16 protein-coding genes are annotated in these 15,200 nt (G+C 44.1%); 2 read left to right on the top strand and 14 right to left on the bottom strand.

All coding sequences use genetic code 11. The features are described from left to right. Window positions 1–29 precede the first annotated feature (29 nt). From AC0VXY_RS06045 to AC0VXY_RS06010, 8 genes are all read right to left on the bottom strand, one after another. A complete protein-coding gene (locus tag AC0VXY_RS06045) occupies window positions 30–164 on the bottom strand; it encodes a hypothetical protein (protein ID WP_475527294.1) in 135 nt (44 codons plus the stop codon). Window positions 165–182: 18 nt separating this feature from the next. Next, the gene (locus tag AC0VXY_RS06040; protein ID WP_475527293.1) at window positions 183–1,697 is read right to left on the bottom strand and encodes a tripartite tricarboxylate transporter permease; all 1,515 of its coding nucleotides are present in this window, start codon (window positions 1,695–1,697) and stop codon (window positions 183–185) included. Between the two features lie 12 nt (window positions 1,698–1,709). Then, on the bottom strand, window positions 1,710–2,156 hold the full coding sequence (locus AC0VXY_RS06035) for a tripartite tricarboxylate transporter TctB family protein (protein WP_475527292.1): 447 nt from the start codon (window positions 2,154–2,156) through the stop codon (window positions 1,710–1,712). A gap of 69 nt (window positions 2,157–2,225) precedes the next feature. Next, window positions 2,226–3,203, bottom strand: coding sequence for a tripartite tricarboxylate transporter substrate binding protein (locus AC0VXY_RS06030; RefSeq protein ID WP_475527825.1), 978 nt, complete (start codon window positions 3,201–3,203; stop codon window positions 2,226–2,228). A 255-nt stretch (window positions 3,204–3,458) separates the two neighbouring features. Beyond that, entirely contained in the window at window positions 3,459–4,154 is a 696-nt protein-coding gene (locus AC0VXY_RS06025) for a response regulator (protein ID WP_475527291.1), read from the bottom strand. Between the two features lie 2 nt (window positions 4,155–4,156). Continuing rightward, complete coding sequence (locus AC0VXY_RS06020; protein ID WP_475527290.1) at window positions 4,157–5,761, bottom strand: sensor histidine kinase; 1,605 nt, start codon at window positions 5,759–5,761, stop codon at window positions 4,157–4,159. 198 nt (window positions 5,762–5,959) lie between these two features. Then, the gene (locus AC0VXY_RS06015; RefSeq protein ID WP_475527289.1) at window positions 5,960–6,964 is read right to left on the bottom strand and encodes a hypothetical protein; all 1,005 of its coding nucleotides are present in this window, start codon (window positions 6,962–6,964) and stop codon (window positions 5,960–5,962) included. Then, window positions 6,957–7,841 (bottom strand): ABC transporter permease subunit, encoded by an 885-nt coding sequence (locus tag AC0VXY_RS06010; protein ID WP_475527288.1) that lies wholly within the window; start codon window positions 7,839–7,841, stop codon window positions 6,957–6,959. Before AC0VXY_RS06010 ends, AC0VXY_RS06015 begins: the two co-directional genes overlap by 8 nt. Before the next feature lie 121 nt (window positions 7,842–7,962). Here AC0VXY_RS06010 and AC0VXY_RS06005 point away from each other — a divergent pair, with 121 nt between their 5' ends. Both AC0VXY_RS06005 and AC0VXY_RS06000 read left to right on the top strand, forming a co-directional pair. Further along, on the top strand, window positions 7,963–8,625 hold the full coding sequence (locus AC0VXY_RS06005) for a VC0807 family protein (RefSeq protein ID WP_475527287.1): 663 nt from the start codon (window positions 7,963–7,965) through the stop codon (window positions 8,623–8,625). Window positions 8,626–8,827: 202 nt separating this feature from the next. Beyond that, the gene (locus AC0VXY_RS06000; protein ID WP_219167074.1) at window positions 8,828–9,013 is read left to right on the top strand and encodes a hypothetical protein; all 186 of its coding nucleotides are present in this window, start codon (window positions 8,828–8,830) and stop codon (window positions 9,011–9,013) included. Between the two features lie 16 nt (window positions 9,014–9,029). Here the strand turns inward: AC0VXY_RS06000 and AC0VXY_RS05995 are convergent, their stop codons facing one another. The 6 genes from AC0VXY_RS05995 to AC0VXY_RS05970 all read right to left on the bottom strand — a co-directional run bounded on the left by AC0VXY_RS05995 (window position 9,030) and on the right by AC0VXY_RS05970 (window position 15,110). Continuing rightward, the gene (locus AC0VXY_RS05995; protein WP_475527824.1) at window positions 9,030–9,794 is read right to left on the bottom strand and encodes an arylamine N-acetyltransferase family protein; all 765 of its coding nucleotides are present in this window, start codon (window positions 9,792–9,794) and stop codon (window positions 9,030–9,032) included. A 171-nt stretch (window positions 9,795–9,965) separates the two neighbouring features. Next, a complete protein-coding gene (locus tag AC0VXY_RS05990) occupies window positions 9,966–10,919 on the bottom strand; it encodes a PDR/VanB family oxidoreductase (protein WP_475527286.1) in 954 nt (317 codons plus the stop codon). Between the two features lie 6 nt (window positions 10,920–10,925). Beyond that, window positions 10,926–11,405, bottom strand: a complete 480-nt coding sequence (locus AC0VXY_RS05985; protein WP_475527285.1) for a hypothetical protein — start codon at window positions 11,403–11,405, stop codon at window positions 10,926–10,928. Next, window positions 11,402–12,340 carry a heme-dependent oxidative N-demethylase family protein gene (locus AC0VXY_RS05980; protein ID WP_475527284.1) on the bottom strand — a complete coding sequence of 313 codons (939 nt, stop codon included), beginning with the start codon at window positions 12,338–12,340 and terminating at the stop codon, window positions 11,402–11,404. The genes AC0VXY_RS05985 and AC0VXY_RS05980 overlap by 4 nt, the downstream gene beginning before the upstream one ends. Before the next feature lie 73 nt (window positions 12,341–12,413). Further along, window positions 12,414–14,285, bottom strand: coding sequence for a squalene--hopene cyclase (gene shc, locus AC0VXY_RS05975; RefSeq protein ID WP_475527283.1), 1,872 nt, complete (start codon window positions 14,283–14,285; stop codon window positions 12,414–12,416). A 108-nt stretch (window positions 14,286–14,393) separates the two neighbouring features. Continuing rightward, on the bottom strand, window positions 14,394–15,110 hold the full coding sequence (locus AC0VXY_RS05970) for a DUF2161 domain-containing phosphodiesterase (protein ID WP_475527282.1): 717 nt from the start codon (window positions 15,108–15,110) through the stop codon (window positions 14,394–14,396). Window positions 15,111–15,200: the final 90 nt, after the last annotated feature.

Below are 15,200 nucleotides of genomic sequence, written 5' to 3'. Positions count from 1 at the left end.
AGGTGACTTTTCCTTTTCATCAATAACTGTCAGTGAATGATCGTTTGATCCTGCTTATTGCCAAGGGCATACCGGGCAGCTGAAGAGCCGGCTGAAATTGCCACACACAATGCTGCGTTCCCGGCTCCTACGACAACCACGTCATACGTGTTGCTTTTTGACATCGATTTCCCTCCTCTTTCTTACATGTCTTTTGAGATGGGGTCGACAGGATTCTTCTCTTTCTTTTTAAATGCTTTGATCAGCATTGGATAAAACAGTGATAACAGCGTCAATATAGCCAGTGCGATGGCAATCGGTGTATCAAAGAAGATGCCAAGGCTGCCATTTGACGAAAGAACGGCCATCCTGAAGTTCTGCTCCATATCTGCTCCGACGATCAATGCCAGAACAAGCGGGGCAATCGGAAAATCCATTACTTTCAGTAATAAACCGAATACTCCGAAAATTAACAGCAGGAAGAAATCCACTGCGCTGTAACTGAGCGTGTAGGTTCCGATAAATGCTAGAATTACAATGACCGGATACAACACTTTTGCAGGCGTATCCAAAATTTTCACTAACAGACCGACAAGTAAGATATTGATAATAACAAGGGCTATATTCCCGATAAACATACTATTGATCAGTGTCCATACCGTATTGGGATCATTCTCAAACAAAAGCGGTCCAGGTTTCATCCCAAGCATTACAAGTGCTCCAAGCATGACAGCAGTTGTCCCTGAACCAGGGATACCCATCGTCAACAGCGGGATCATGGCCCCGACAGAGGCTGCATTATTAGCAGATTCAGGTGCTGCAAGCCCTTCTACTGCACCCTTCCCGAATTCTTCAGGATTTCTGGAAATTTGCTTCTCTGTCGAATAGCTGATCATGGATGCGATCGATCCCCCTGCTCCCGGAAGGACACCAACCACAAATCCAAGCGGTCCGCTTCTTAGAATTGGCCATAATGAGCGTTTCCACTGCTTTTTCGTAAACCAGATCTTCCCGACTTTCTTTTTTTCTTTTTTCTCCTGATCGATCGTCAAGTAATTGTATAGAACTTCCCCGACTGCATATACACCGATGATCACGATTAGAAAATCAATTCCTTCACTTAAATGTGAGCTTCCAAAGGTGAAACGATAGACTCCACTCTGAGTGTCAATGCCCACCGTACTGAGCATCAGCCCAAGGAACATCGCGATGAAGCCCTTCACCATTTTCCCTACCGATAAAGCAACAATGGCCGAAAGAGTCAGGAGCATTAATAAAAAGTATTCAGCAGGACCGAATTTCAAGGCAAAGCTTGCAAGCGGCTCGGCAAGGAAGATAAATCCGATGACGGCCATCATTCCTCCGATGAAAGAGGCGACTGCCGATATGGCCATGGCCTGTCCTGCCTGACCTTTCTGAGCCATCGGATAGCCGTCGAATGTGGCAGCAATGGCTGAACCGTCACCCGGCGTATTTAATAGAATTGAACTCCTCGACCCACCGTACATCGCCCCGTAATAGATGGCTGCCATCAAAATGATGGCACTGACAGGCTCCATGCCAAATGTAATCGGGATCAAGACGGCCACGGCTGTTGCCGGTCCCAGCCCGGGGAGCATGCCGACAATCGTCCCAAGAAATCCTCCTAAGACAACCCACATTATATTGATTGGTTCCAATGCAGTCGTTAACCCCTGCATAAAGTTGCTAAAATCCATTTAGTGCACCTCCTATGGAAGACTGACTCCTAATAAAATGCTGAATGCATACCATGATAAAAAAGAAAAACTGATCGCCACCAACACGTTAACGACAATTTTTTTTCCGTTGACCGTAAATAATAAAGCGCCCAAAAATAAAATAGTAGAAAATAAGAATCCGATCCGTTCAAATATGAACGCATAAACAGTTCCGTATAAAACAGTCAGGACAATCAATTTCGGTGTTCTTCCTTTAAGCAGGAGCTTTATTTCTTCATTATGGATATGCAGGCTCTTCCACTCCTGAAATAAGTAAGCCGCACTGAATACCAGCATGAATACACTTAATCCGATAGGAAAATAGAGCGGACCGTTTGGGTTCCCGAGATTTGCCTTGGGCAAATTGAAGGATGCTATTAAAAAAAAGAAGCTTAAAAGAATTAAAAATATCGGCATCCCAAGTTTGATTGCTCTCATGCACTTCAACCTCCTTTACGAGAGTAGACCGGCGGGAGACCTTCATTCGTGTCCCACCCGCCACTTACATTATTTTTTCAACCCGGAGTTTTCCACTAGATCGGAATATAGTTTTTCCTGCTCCTTCATGAATTCCTTTGTTTCCTTGCTGTCCTTATAAAAATCATCCCAGTCATTGTTTTCAAGCAACTTCTTCCACTCATCCGTTTTGACCATTTTGCTGATTTTTTCATCCCAATAGGCGATTTCATCTTCCGTCATATCTCCAGGCCCCATGATGCCTCTCCAGTGAGGGAACACTATGTCCAACCCTTCTTCCGTCCAAGTTGGAACGTCCTCCAGACCTTCAAGCCTTTTTTCAGAAGATACCGCAAGGATTTTAAGCTTCCCTGCCAAGTGCTGCTCTTTCACTTCTGAAATAGAAGTCGTAATTGCATCAACATGTCCCCCGAGCAGCGCTGTCACGACGTCGCCGCCGCCTTCATAGACTAGAAAGTCGAGATTAGTAGGATCGATCCCCTTCTCACTTGCGGCCTGTACAATCGACAGGTGGTCATCGTTTCCGAGTCCAGGACCGACCCCTATTTTAATTGATTTAGGGTCTTTCTTCATTTGTTCCAGCAGTTCATTTACCGTTTCATACTTTGAATTCACAGGGACTGTAAGAGCTTGCCATTCTGTTGCCAGTGTCGCAATGGGCGTGAATTGTTCATGTGATAGATCGCTTTGTCCCAATAATTTATTTGTCAGTACCAGACTTGAATTGATTGCAAGATGATGGGCATCCTTTTTCTCAAGATATTTCCAACCCGCTTCTCCGCCTCCGCCCGGTTTGTTGATGACATTGATGTTTTTATCCACAATGTCGTTGTCACGCAAAACCTTCTGGACAGAACGGGCTGTTAAATCCCAGCCTCCCCCTGGAGAAGCAGGTGCGATGATTTCAATATTCTTTGACGGAAATTCCTTGTCTCCCGAAGCAGAGCTTGAACAAGCTGTCATCAATGCCATTACACAAATAATCAGTACGAAGCCAAACCTTTTCATTTTTTTCTGCACCCCTTTTATGTTGTTTGTATTCACCTTGTTCATCCCCAGTCAAAATGGTGAAATACGTTATGATCATCGTAATCGGCAAACACCTTTATGTAAACGTTTCCAAAATATTATGTTTTAAAAAACTTATGGGGATTTTGTTCATTTTGTTCACCGTTTCTTGCAATCTGCAAATAAAGAAGTCTGCCACAACGGTTAAAGAAATCACTTTAACCGTTGTGACAGACAATGTCTTTCAAGCAAACTTTATTTCACTGCCCTTTCGCTTCCGATTCGGTATCTCCTTTCCGGACGTCCGACTATCCCATAGACATGCTCGACTGTGGCATCTTTTATCCCAACCAGATATTCGAGATACCTCCTGGCGGTAGTCCGGGACGCCCCCATTTTTTCGCCGACTCTTTCCGAAGTAATCCCTTCTTTTTCCTCTTGCAAGATCGCTGTCACTTTGTGAAGAGTCAAATAATCGATGCCCGGCGGTAGATCGTATCTTTTATCGGCAGCTTTCTTTTTTTCCTTCCCAAAGAATTGATCCAGCATCTGTTGATTGACCTCTTCGGCAGAATCAAGCGCCGCTTTTTTCTGAAGATAAGAAGTGATTGCTTCTTGGAATTTCTCCAATGTAACCGGTTTGATCAAGTACTGTTCAACACCATAACGAAGTGCCTTTTCTAAAAAGGCTTTATCTTTTGCGGCTGTGATCATAATGATATCTACGCAGGGATATTCGGATCGGATATTATGCAATAATTCAGTACCAAGCTGATCAGGCATATATACATCAAGTAAAAGCAGGTCAACATGATGTTTATCAAGAGTAGTCAATGTATCCTTCGCATTCATCGCTTTGCCGACTAATGTCAGCTGCTCATTTTTAGCCAAAAATTCTTCATGTATCTGTGCAATGCGAAAATCATCTTCGGCAATGACAACTTTAAACATACCTATTCTCCTTTTGTGTGTGGTTTCGGGAGGATGACAGTGAAAACCGTCCCTTTATCCTTTTTGGAATCCCATTCAATCGTACCCCCAAGCAGGGCTAGTTCTTCCTCGACGTTGGCAAGCCCATAACCCCGGTGGTCGCCTTTTGATGAGACTCCTTTCAGCAAGATACGTCCCTCTTCTTCTTCAGATATCCCTTTTCCGTTATCTGCGATTTCAAAGATGATATCGTTGCCAATGTCGGTAACGAAAAAAGAAACGACCTTGATCTTTTGGTTTTTGTCCATTACCGCTTCGAATGCATTATCAATCAAGTTACCCAATATGACGATAAGTGGTGAAAAACCGATGAATCCAGGAAGCGGGGAAAGTGAACTTTCTCCGTCGATTTGGAAATCTATTTTCTTTTCTGATGCTTTTGCAATCTTCCCTAATAGAATGGCTTGAACTTTCTCGTCCAGGATACTTTGAAAAAATATGGTCGAATGATACTCCTGCAGATCCGATTCCTCCGTGAGGAATGCGATGGCTTCTTTATATTTATGCAGCTGAATCAAACCGAGAAGTACATGCAGTTTGTTTTTGAATTCGTGCGTCTGTGCCCGTAAGTCCTGCGAGTATTGCTGAACTTCCGAAAGGGCATCCACCATTTGTTTAATTTCTGTCCGGTCCCTGAAGCTGAACACAGTTCCTGCCTTCTGATTATTTTCGATTATAGGCTGGGCATTTACGATCATCGTCTTTTCTTTATATTGAAGTTCGATGTTGGAAATATGTAAAGAAGAAGCCAGCATTTCGGACATCGTTTGAGAAGAAATGACATCGGTCACGAATTTGCCCTCGACCTTTTCATCAATGTCCAGTAACTCACGGGCAGATTGATTCATCATCGTAATCACACCTTGTGTGTCGATGGCTAAAATCCCTTCCTTTACAGATTGCAGAACCGCATTTCTTTCCCTGAAGAGCGCACTGATCTGATACGGTTCCAGACCGAGTGTATCCCTTCTGATACTCCTGGCCAAAAACAGACTGCCGAACACCCCGAGGATCAGGACTCCCCCGGAAAGAGCAAGCATTGTGCGGATTTCGTAGGCAATCTTACTCCGAATGGTTTTCATATCAAACTCCACCGTTACGGTGCCTTCTACTTTTTTGTAGTTGTCATACCGGATCATGACCGGGACAATCCCCTTTAACACTTCTTCGTCGCCACCCCCGGTATGAATCAGATTATTACTTCCGAATACCAATGCACGATAACGTTCTTTAGGATCCCCATCCCCGATCGCTTGTCCGACAAAACTGAATATTTGTCCGTCCCTGTTTTCAATCAGAACAGCAGAAGCATCCACCTGGTCACGGATCTGTTCCGTGACCGCACTTAAATCTTCTACAGGCTCCTCATTTTTAAAAGAATCTTGAATCACCGGCATATAAGAAAGTGTCTTGGCAGTCTGCATCGCAAGATCTTCTGCCTGCTCAACGTCTTCCTCTGATTCCCGGTAAGCAAACATCCATGTAAGCGATCCGATCACGATCAACAGAAGCGAAATGACCAAGCCCAATATTTTGACCTGAAGCGGCACCTTAAGAAGTCTATTCATCCAATTACCCCTGATTATACTGAATTTTCTATTATATTAATATATCATACTCAATACAGGATAAGGAACCTAAAAAAGAACAGCACCCCTTCTCAATCTGAAGAAGAAAAGAGGCTGTATTTTGTAAAAAAAAGAGCACTCAGAAATCATGGATGATTTGTGAGTGCTTTCTATATCACCTTGATTCTCCTCCATCTCCTATTGTTTCAACGTAAATAGGTCTGATGAGACGGAGACTTTCTCCTCGAAAGCTTGTTCTTTCAACTTAATCTTACCCTTGGCACCTTCCCCTTCAATCAACGATCTCCGAAGAGTGGCACTGATCGAGTTCACACATAGGATCAAGATGGCGAATAACGTCAAAGGAACGACTACAAGCATGGGACGCAGGAATATCTGCTGGATATTGATGGCGATCGTCGCAGCCCATTCGTTCGTTTCAGAGAAATAAACCGGAATGGTTTCCATGATGCCGAAGTTTGCGATTTTCAATCCTCCGAGGCACATATGGAGGATACCGAGCTGGATGAGCAGGGCAAGCGTCTGGGAAACCTGTTCTGAAAACAATACGATCGAGTGCCTTCTGAACTGGGGCAGCAGATGCTGTTTGAACAGGTGGAACCTCCCTGCACCAATCGAGCGTGACACCTGGATGAATTCATTTCCCATAAAAAGCTTCATCTCTTCTCCCAAATAGATTCCGAGAGACGGGACTGTCACAGCCGCAATCGCAATCACTTGAATGAAGAAGTACCGGTTGGAAGGGAGGATCTCTGAATGAAAGGCCCCTTCGAGTGGAACCAGAAGCGCAAATACGATGATGACAAGGGGAATATATTGAAACGACTCCCCCAGCCCTTTAATGAATCTCCCCACAAATGCGGGGAGGAATGTGTATAGTACAGCAAAGAAAAAGCCCAGTACCATTCGCAATAACGCAATGGCCAGCGCAGCAAAGATGGTATATTTCGCTCCGACTAGTAATAGCAGCAGAAAGTTTCTCCCGAGTTTATCACTCCCAAGGGGAGGCATTTCCCCAGGGGTGAACGGCGGGGCCGCTATCACTCTACCATTTTCGTCCGAGAGATAGTCCACCACCTCATCATAACCAGGGTTCATCACTGGAACCAGGAAACTGACGGCAATGAAACCGACCAGTATCAGGATCGGCAGTGCCAATCGTTTAGCCATCCAGCTATTCATGCTGTTCCCCACCTTTCAACCATTTTGATAGAATCGTAGACCCTATTGTGAACACGATGAAGAACGGAACAAAAACGAGAAGCATCCCAAGGAAGAATGCAGCAGGTGAACTGGTCGCCGTACGCAGCAACGTCTGCATGAATCCATTGATGTTAAAGAGAAGTTCAATAATCAATAGGTTTGAAAGCATCAATAAAAAAATCGGCTTCAAATGAAAGAAGAAGTGAACCCATACATTCCTGAAAAGATGATGCCAAACCGTATAAGCCCTTCTGAATCCTTTTGAATAAGAAAATTCGACATACGGTTTAGTTTCTTCTTCCTTGAGTTGAAACAAAAACTGTTTCAGCAAAAACACAACTGGCAGAACCGATAAACAAAGAATCGGCAAAAAGTAAATGCGATCTTCACCGAGGGCATAAATATCGAACGCGAGCAAATTCGTCTTTTTAAATAACCAGATGATGGAAAGCTGAAATAGAACGACTATGAATACATCCGGCAGGGCATCCAGGACATTGACGATTTTAATAGAGAAACGATATGCTTTCCGTGGCAATAACATAAAGGTATAACTTATGAGTACAGCCAGGCAAATCGCTAAGGAGAAAGAACTGAAAAGAATGAGAAAAGAGTAAAAATACGTTTGCGAAAAAACTTCCGTGATACTGTATTGCTTATTCCCATCGCCCCAATAAATATAAATCGACGATGGATGCATGATGTCAATCCAGGTCTGTTGCAGTCTGTCCCCATATGCTGCCAAGTTAATCAAGAGCTCTGTATCATATGCAAGCAGCGAACCGATCCCGCTAAGTAAATACAACCCTAACACGACTACCACAAAATGAAAGGGAATCTCAAACACCCTTTTCATAATATCCCTCCACAAAATTACCAAATTGATACATTTTTTCTATATTTATGTTACAATACTGTAATGTAATTGTAAACACTATTCTGAAAACATGTGGATATAAAAAGGAAGAGTGATAGAAGTGAAGAAAAATATTGTACTATTGGATCTGATGATTTATGTCGCACTCCCTCTTTTTGTGTGGAATATCATGAGGGATTACACCGGAGATTATTACGCCATGCTCCTTTCTTCTGTTCCAGGAATCATTTATTCCATCTATCGATTCATCGAAATGAAGAAAGTGAATACATTCGGCTTGTTCATTTTGGTTACGTTGATAATTGGTACCTTGATTGACGTACTGGCGGGTTCCTCACTTCAGCTTCTGTGGAATAACATCTATTACGGTGCTGCACTCAGCTTCTTTTTCTTTCTGACGATTAGCATCGGGAAACCACTCCCCCTTTATTTTGGGCTGGATTTCGCGGAGCTTCAAGGATATGACCGTACCTTCAGTAAGCGGCTTTTTTATAAAAAGCCTTTATATAGGATCTTTCAGTGGATCACCTTATGCTTTGCCATGAGGAGCGGGCTCCTTGCCATTGTGAAAGCATGGCTCATTCTGGAATATGGGGTGGAGGCATTTGATAAAGGCATCATCCTCCGCCAGGCGTTCAGCTGGATTATAACCGGGATCACCGTTGCCGGATTCTTCTATATCGGAAAGATCATCAATGGATCCCCTCAGTTGATTAAAGAAGTACAGGATGAACTTGAAGAAGAAAAGACGGATGCCGTATAGCGTTCTGGATGTTCCTGCCTTCAAACTTCCGTCTTATAATTGAAGAGACTGGAACATTAGGCTATAGAGGTACGGATCACGTTAATTAAACAAGAGGAATGAGCCCAGACTCATCCCTCTTTCCTTTCATCTCTCCCTAACAATTTTTGGGTTCAACTTCTCATTTCTCCTACATATAATAGCCCGAGAGGAGGAATATCAGATGGATCGTTTTATTCTTTTGTTAGTAGCAGGGATTCTTTCCGGTTTCGCATTGTTGAAAGTTCCTTTAGCAGGTACGTTCTTAGCAAGTGTATCCCCCGTAACGGACATTATCGGCATTCTAGCTATACTCATATTCTCACTTTTCCTAATCTATAAAGGTATCATGGCGATACTCGGGAAGTGAATGGAGAGACCCGGATCTATTTCGGGTCTTTTTTATCTGCTTGAGAAAACCAAAGATTCAAAAGTTCCTGGTACTCCTCTGAATTTATTTCACTTTTCTTTACGTTCCCTTTCTCCCATTGAGTAAAGGAAGTATCTGTCAGGGTCACACTTCCGTCATCCGTTCGCTTTGTCAGTAACAGATGTTTATTAAAGGGTGAATCCGGATGTTCTTCCACTGTGACACGGACGTCGTCAAGGAAACGAACATCCTTAATTGTTCGTTTGGAATCAAATGCATACCCTGTTCTCCAATCGGTGTCTTTATGCTTCAATTTCATTTCTAATCTATAATCCCCATAAGCTGTTTTACCTGCCCGTATTCTAAATTCCCCATTAGCGGAAGAGACCGTTTCCCCCGATAATGGTACGGGTTTCATCGGGATATTCCCTCCGAAGCCCCCATCCAGAATATAGTATTGTTTTTCGTGACACACCTTAACGGCAACATGTGTCCTTCCAATGCGCCCGAACGTTCCTAAAGCATGATCATAGACCGCTCCCTGTATTAAGGAAGCTTCGAATCCGTTTTCTATCAGGAATAAATAAAGGAGTGAATTTAGTTCATAACAAAGACCTCCCTCATTCATGAGGAGCATTTTATTCAACAGATTATCTTTGGTCAGTTTACGGGACCTTTCTTCTACAATGCATACATTTTCAAATGGTATATGATTCGCCATTTTTTCTAATATGATATCCAGATCCTGAAAGGTTACGGGATCTGCACTTGAATACTGAATCCTTTTGCGGAATAGCTTGTCTAGATTGTTGATGGAGGGTACATCCTTTCTTGGAGTTTAGTCTTTAAAGTTTACCTGCTTCTCATTGTCGTATTCAAGGTAAGACTTTATCGCCTGAAATTCTTCTTGGGATTCAGGGAATAAAACGTCTTTATTCCGGTCAAAAAAACACTAAAGTTGAATCCGCAATTTCTCCGATCTTGCCCTGGAAACACACGTTAATATCGAATGGTGTTCCCTCCTCTCACTTTCACTCAAGAAAGAATCAGCGTGATCGACTTCACCCTCCAATACCTTCAACTCACAGGTTCCGCATCGACCGACCCGGCAGGAATATGGCGCATGGACCCCTGCCTTGAGAAGGGCTTCTAATAAAGTCCTGTCCTTTGGCACTTTAATGGTGAGGCCGTTTTCTACTTCCACCAAAAAATCCTGACGTTTCATTGTCTGCCGTGGAGCAAAACGTTCAAAGTGAATGCTTGATCGGGGATATCCTATTGTCAGGGCACTTGCAGTAAATTCATCGATAAAAGAAGTTGGACCGCAGAAATATACATGAGTTCCGATACTGTGCTCCCAGAGGCTTTGATCACTCAATCTCCTTTCGCTTGAAAAATAAAAACGACTCTCACCAGGATACACTTTCTTTATATATGTAAAAAACGGGCAGGCTTCCTCTGACTTTGCAGCATAATGGAGTTCAAAGGAGCGATCCTCTTCTTTCAGTTCTGCCATCATGGAAAGGAAAGGAGTGATGCCAATTCCCGCTGCATAAAAAACATGATGCTTCGCTCTAAAGCTCAATGGAAAATGATTCTGTGGATGGCGGATGCGTAGCGTGTCTCCTACTTTCATTTTCTCATGCCAATATCGGGATCCTCCATTGGACTGTTCATTTAAACGAATGGCTATGTGATAGGCATCCCTTTGTCCTCGTGGGTTCGTAAGGGAATAGGACCGGGCGATTGTCTCACTCCCCGACTCGATATACGTGGTGATGTGGGAACCCCCGCTAAAAGGAGGGAGAAGTTCATTACCGGCTGGAGTTAGTGAAAAACGTTTGACATAAGGCGTTTCCTGATGGATCGATTGGACAGTGACGTTTATGGTTTTAGCATGATTCACTACTGATCACTCCCGGTTTCTGTCGGGTGCTGCATACCCGAGATAGGCTTCATGTAATGGGGAATAATGAACGGAAACGGATAGCTTCATGTGACAATGAGGACAGGTCTTAATTTGATTGCTTGGCTCGCCGCTCAGTTCCATTTTCTGATGGCACTTTGAACAGAATACATGGTAGACCCTTACTCCGTGACCGACGTATTGTGCCTCTGCTTCGGAGAAACCATGACTCTCTGCCAATTTTTCAAAATATGAGAGCTTGTTCCATTTCATTGCTATGTATAGATAACTCCCCATTTTCTGACCTTCCAGCCAATGAGAAATATCCGTTGCTTTCTTTTCATCCCACAACACCGATTCATTGGGGTAATCATCCTTTTTTACTTTTTGGATGACAGAGGACAGTCGCTTCATTCCTTCTTCATCCCCCAGGAATAAATACTTTCGTTTACCAGGTACGTACAAAGGTTGCAAGAGTGACTTCACATTTCCACCTTCTTTTCCTTCAAGTACCCGATGACCTCTTTTTTAAATAAGCTAAGCCCTTTATAATCGGCAATATGGTCGGGAAGCTCATGGAGAATATGATAAAACTCATTCGTCCATTCAGGATTCTTCGCAAATTCTTCAAGTGGAAGTAGATGGGTATGGATTGTAAAGAGCAGCCCATTCGAACCTGGCAAACGGAATAGCTTCTGCACCTCTACACGAAAATGAACGTATTCCCCGACATTTTCCTTTGAAACGTTTCTTCTTCCTTTTCCCCACTCATCAAAGGTTTCCAAGGAAGTATCCAGACGATCTCCCGCCATTAACGACCAGTTCCGTCTAACCCAGGGATCTCCCGCTTCCATCCTCATCAAGAACGTCAGGATCCGCTGATCCAATCCCTCTTCCTTAAACCCTGGAATCGGCCCATGTATCTCCTCAAAGCTCATTCCGATATTAAATGCAAGGGACCAGTTGGCCGGGAAACATAACTGTCCGGCATCCATATATAAATCCCCATCCCGCTGTATCATGAATATCAGATCCTCCTGTACATGACGACCGATGAAATCAAGGGGTTCCAAGGATAAAGTGGTTTCATCCCCAAATGTAAACGTTGTGTGCTCCTTTAAGATGTGATTGTGAAACGTCCATTCCCCTTTATTTCTTTCCAGGGAAAACCGCTGGGGATAATAGGTTGTGAGATGTTGAATGATCATCTCTACTATTTCCCATTGAGCCTTCATGGTATGTGACAGGGACTGAAAACACCTCTCCGGATGTTGGGTAAGCAGTTTTCGTTTCAGCTTGATCTCCTCTGAATACGAAGCGGTAACCTCTACACAACTTGGCTCTTCCAATGGAACCGAATTATTAGAATAACGATACACATCCCCCTTAAAAGGATACGGAAAAGAATCCACCTTCATCATACAATCACCTTTTTTAGAAAATTCTTACTTTTATCTTATCGTATAGAGGGACGGACCTCAAGAGGTCCGTCCCTCACCCGAATTTCTCTTTGTACCGGCTGAGTGTGATCAGGGGCCATATCCATTGGTAACTATGGTAGTGTATATAGAAGTTTCCTGGAAGACCGACTCCTGTTGGGTATGTTTTGGATGCCTCGTTTTCTGCACCGTTCTTTAATTCGAGAAGCGCCGTGATACCCAGATCGATAGAAGGTGTCGGCTTGTCTTCGATACAGATGAGCGCCTCCAGTGCCCATGCCGTTTGTGAAGAGGTACTGAAGGGAAGGGGTACGAATGTCTTTTCCTGATTGCTGTAGCAGGACTCCCCCCAGCCCCCGTCTTTTTTTTGAATGCTTTCAAGCCATGTTTTTGCTTTTTGTATATGTTTATCAGACGAAGATACCCCCACGGCTTTCATTCCCGTGATGGCCGCCCATGTTCCATAGATGTAGCAGACACCCCAGCGACCGTACCAGGAACCATCATCTTGTTGCATGAGTTTCAGCCACTCAACACCCTTTTTTACCTGTGGATGTTCCTTGGTCAACCCTGCCCGGCTGCCCAAAAATTCAAGCGCTCTCCCCGTTAAATCTGGAGTGGAAGGATCGATGGCTGCTGCCTCAGATCCGTCGATTGGAAAAGAATTAAGGATAGGTTTCGTCTTGTTTTTCTCAAAAGACGGCCAGCCTCCGTCCCGGTTTTGCATACCGAGCACCCATTCAATCCCACGATCCCATGACTGCCTGATAGGGGGCTTCCCTGCAGCTGAATACGTAATGGCCCTGAGAGCAGCCGTTGTATCGTCCACATCAGGGTGAATGCTGTTACTCTCTGAAAATCCCCACCCACCTGGCTTCACTCCCGTCTCTATTGCCCAGTCCCCATATTTGAAGTGCTGCTTCTTCAGAAGATAATCCACTGATTTTTGTATGACATCTTCATTTGCATCCAACCCCGCTTCCTGAAGGGCATGACTGATCAAAGCTGTGTCCCATACAGTAGAAGGAGAGTTTTGAATATGGATGCCTTTCTTCGTTTCGCATGCCATTTCCTTTAACCCCTGTAATGCCTTTACTATGATCGGGTCATTTTTCTTATAACCCAGTGCCAACATGGCATAAATCATATAAAACGTTGTGCTGAAATAACTGAGATAGGTCCCGTCACGCTCCACCCGCTGCAGCATGTACTCCAGGGCAAACTGACTTGCCTGCTGATGAAGTTGGGAGGGGAGGCCTGCTAGTGCCTGTATGCCTTCACTAATTTTTGAAAATAATCTCCATTCTCTTTCGCTGTAACTCTCTTCATTTACAGCAAGGGACAAATCCTGTATTTGGGGTATACTGTTTGATTTGATCGTGAATCGCGAATCTTTCAGTAACATCATCGGCGCCAGGTGGCCCCTAGCATAACTGCTCACGTTCCAAAAATTCAGGGGAAATGTCTTCGGAAGCAACAGGAATTCAATGGGGACCGGCAGGAGATGCTTCCAATCATATTGACCATGCACGGCCAGCATGAATTTCGTCATGGAATGGGCCTTGTGAAACCCGCCATTTTTCTCAATGAACCGTTTGATCTTTAGGAGTCTCTTATCCTCTTCCCCTACCATTCCACTGAACCTCAGGGCAAAATATGCTTCAATGGTTGAAGACAGATTCCCTTCTCGCTCATCCTCAAAGAGCTTCCACGTCCCCTCCCTTGACTGGCATTTCCAGAGCCGGTCCACCAGCTGTCCAATTAGTTCATTCTCATCCTCCGCAAGCGTTCGTAGAAGGATGATCATATACGCATCGGTCATCACGCCATTTTCAAAACAAAAGGACCATCGTCCATTTCCCCTTTGCATCTTCTGTAGATCACTTATCATATTCCGGATCGTACTCTCTATCTTCTTTTTCATCATTCGTCCTCCCGGATACCTCACTCTTTTGTTATGTATATGTGAAGGAGGCGGGTACTAGTAGTAGGAAGCAAAGAAGAGCCTGCCACCGGTTCCCCGTGAGGCAGGCTCTTACTGATTTTCTTCTATTTTCCGTGAATAATAGCTTACAAGTTCGGGATATTCCTGAAGCCCTTTTCTGCCGTGGTCCGTAAGTTGATACACACCACGTTTCACCCTCTCGAACCAACGGTAATAATTCTTCTGGAGGATGGACGGCGTTTTGTCCCCCGTCCCTAGCTTGGCCAGGTTCCTAGGGGACATAGGACCGTATGCTTCCAGGCAGCAGGCGATGTGAATGCAACTCTCTTTATAAGCCGTCATTATTTTCGTTTTATTGCTGCCCCCTACATTGTAATCTGCACTGCGGCCTTCGATTTCTTTCACCAGGGATGCTCGCTTCTTTTTACTATTTCTCATAACCTTTTTTCGGTCAAAAGGTTCCGGGTGAATGACAAAATCAAGCTTGGGCGTTTTTGTCGTAAAGGAAACCGTGATCAGACCAAGCTCCAGACGCCTGACCAAATGACGTACATCGTTCCACCGCTTCGACCGAGGGCGCTTCGGTTTCGGAATTGCAATGTACACAAGATCCGTCAGTCGCTGACGCTTCGTTGCCTGGATCAAGAGCTCGACATTCAAGGAAAGCTTCAGCTCCACGATCACAAGCTCTCCTTCTTTCATCGCCGTCAGGTCACAGTCATTCACTTCACCGTTCACCTGATATCCCTGTTTATGAAAATGTTTCTGGATCGGCTGATATAAATCCGATTCTTTCAGTTTCGTCATGGGTAAAAAAACCTTTCGGGAAAAAATTCTATAAGATAAAGTATAGACTATTGGAGAGATATTTGCAGTTAGGGAAGAAAAGAGATTGTG

This window comes from Rossellomorea sp. QJM3NY_18 (genome assembly GCF_056173145.1).
The sequence above is the reverse complement of the archived record's forward strand: the minus strand, read 5'-3'. Positions and strand labels throughout refer to the sequence as shown.

Bases quoted from the DNA above. Each gene is read 5' to 3' on its own strand.
- AC0VXY_RS06000 (WP_219167074.1), top strand. From the start codon at position 8,828: ATGGATCGTTTTATTCTTTTGTTAGTAGCAGGGATTCTTTCCGGTTTC.
- AC0VXY_RS06015 (WP_475527289.1), bottom strand. From the start codon at position 6,964: ATGAATAGCTGGATGGCTAAACGATTGGCACTGCCGATCCTGATACTG.
- AC0VXY_RS06020 (WP_475527290.1), bottom strand. From the start codon at position 5,761: ATGAATAGACTTCTTAAGGTGCCGCTTCAGGTCAAAATATTGGGCTTG.
- shc (WP_475527283.1), bottom strand. From the start codon at position 14,285: ATGATGAAAAAGAAGATAGAGAGTACGATCCGGAATATGATAAGTGAT.
- AC0VXY_RS06030 (WP_475527825.1), bottom strand. From the start codon at position 3,203: ATGAAAAGGTTTGGCTTCGTACTGATTATTTGTGTAATGGCATTGATG.
- AC0VXY_RS05970 (WP_475527282.1), bottom strand. From the start codon at position 15,110: ATGACGAAACTGAAAGAATCGGATTTATATCAGCCGATCCAGAAACAT.
- AC0VXY_RS06010 (WP_475527288.1), bottom strand. From the start codon at position 7,841: ATGAAAAGGGTGTTTGAGATTCCCTTTCATTTTGTGGTAGTCGTGTTA.
- AC0VXY_RS06025 (WP_475527291.1), bottom strand. From the start codon at position 4,154: ATGTTTAAAGTTGTCATTGCCGAAGATGATTTTCGCATTGCACAGATA.
- AC0VXY_RS06045 (WP_475527294.1), bottom strand. From the start codon at position 164: ATGTCAAAAAGCAACACGTATGACGTGGTTGTCGTAGGAGCCGGGAAC.
- AC0VXY_RS06035 (WP_475527292.1), bottom strand. From the start codon at position 2,156: ATGAGAGCAATCAAACTTGGGATGCCGATATTTTTAATTCTTTTAAGC.
- AC0VXY_RS05980 (WP_475527284.1), bottom strand. From the start codon at position 12,340: ATGATGAAGGTGGATTCTTTTCCGTATCCTTTTAAGGGGGATGTGTAT.
- AC0VXY_RS06040 (WP_475527293.1), bottom strand. From the start codon at position 1,697: ATGGATTTTAGCAACTTTATGCAGGGGTTAACGACTGCATTGGAACCA.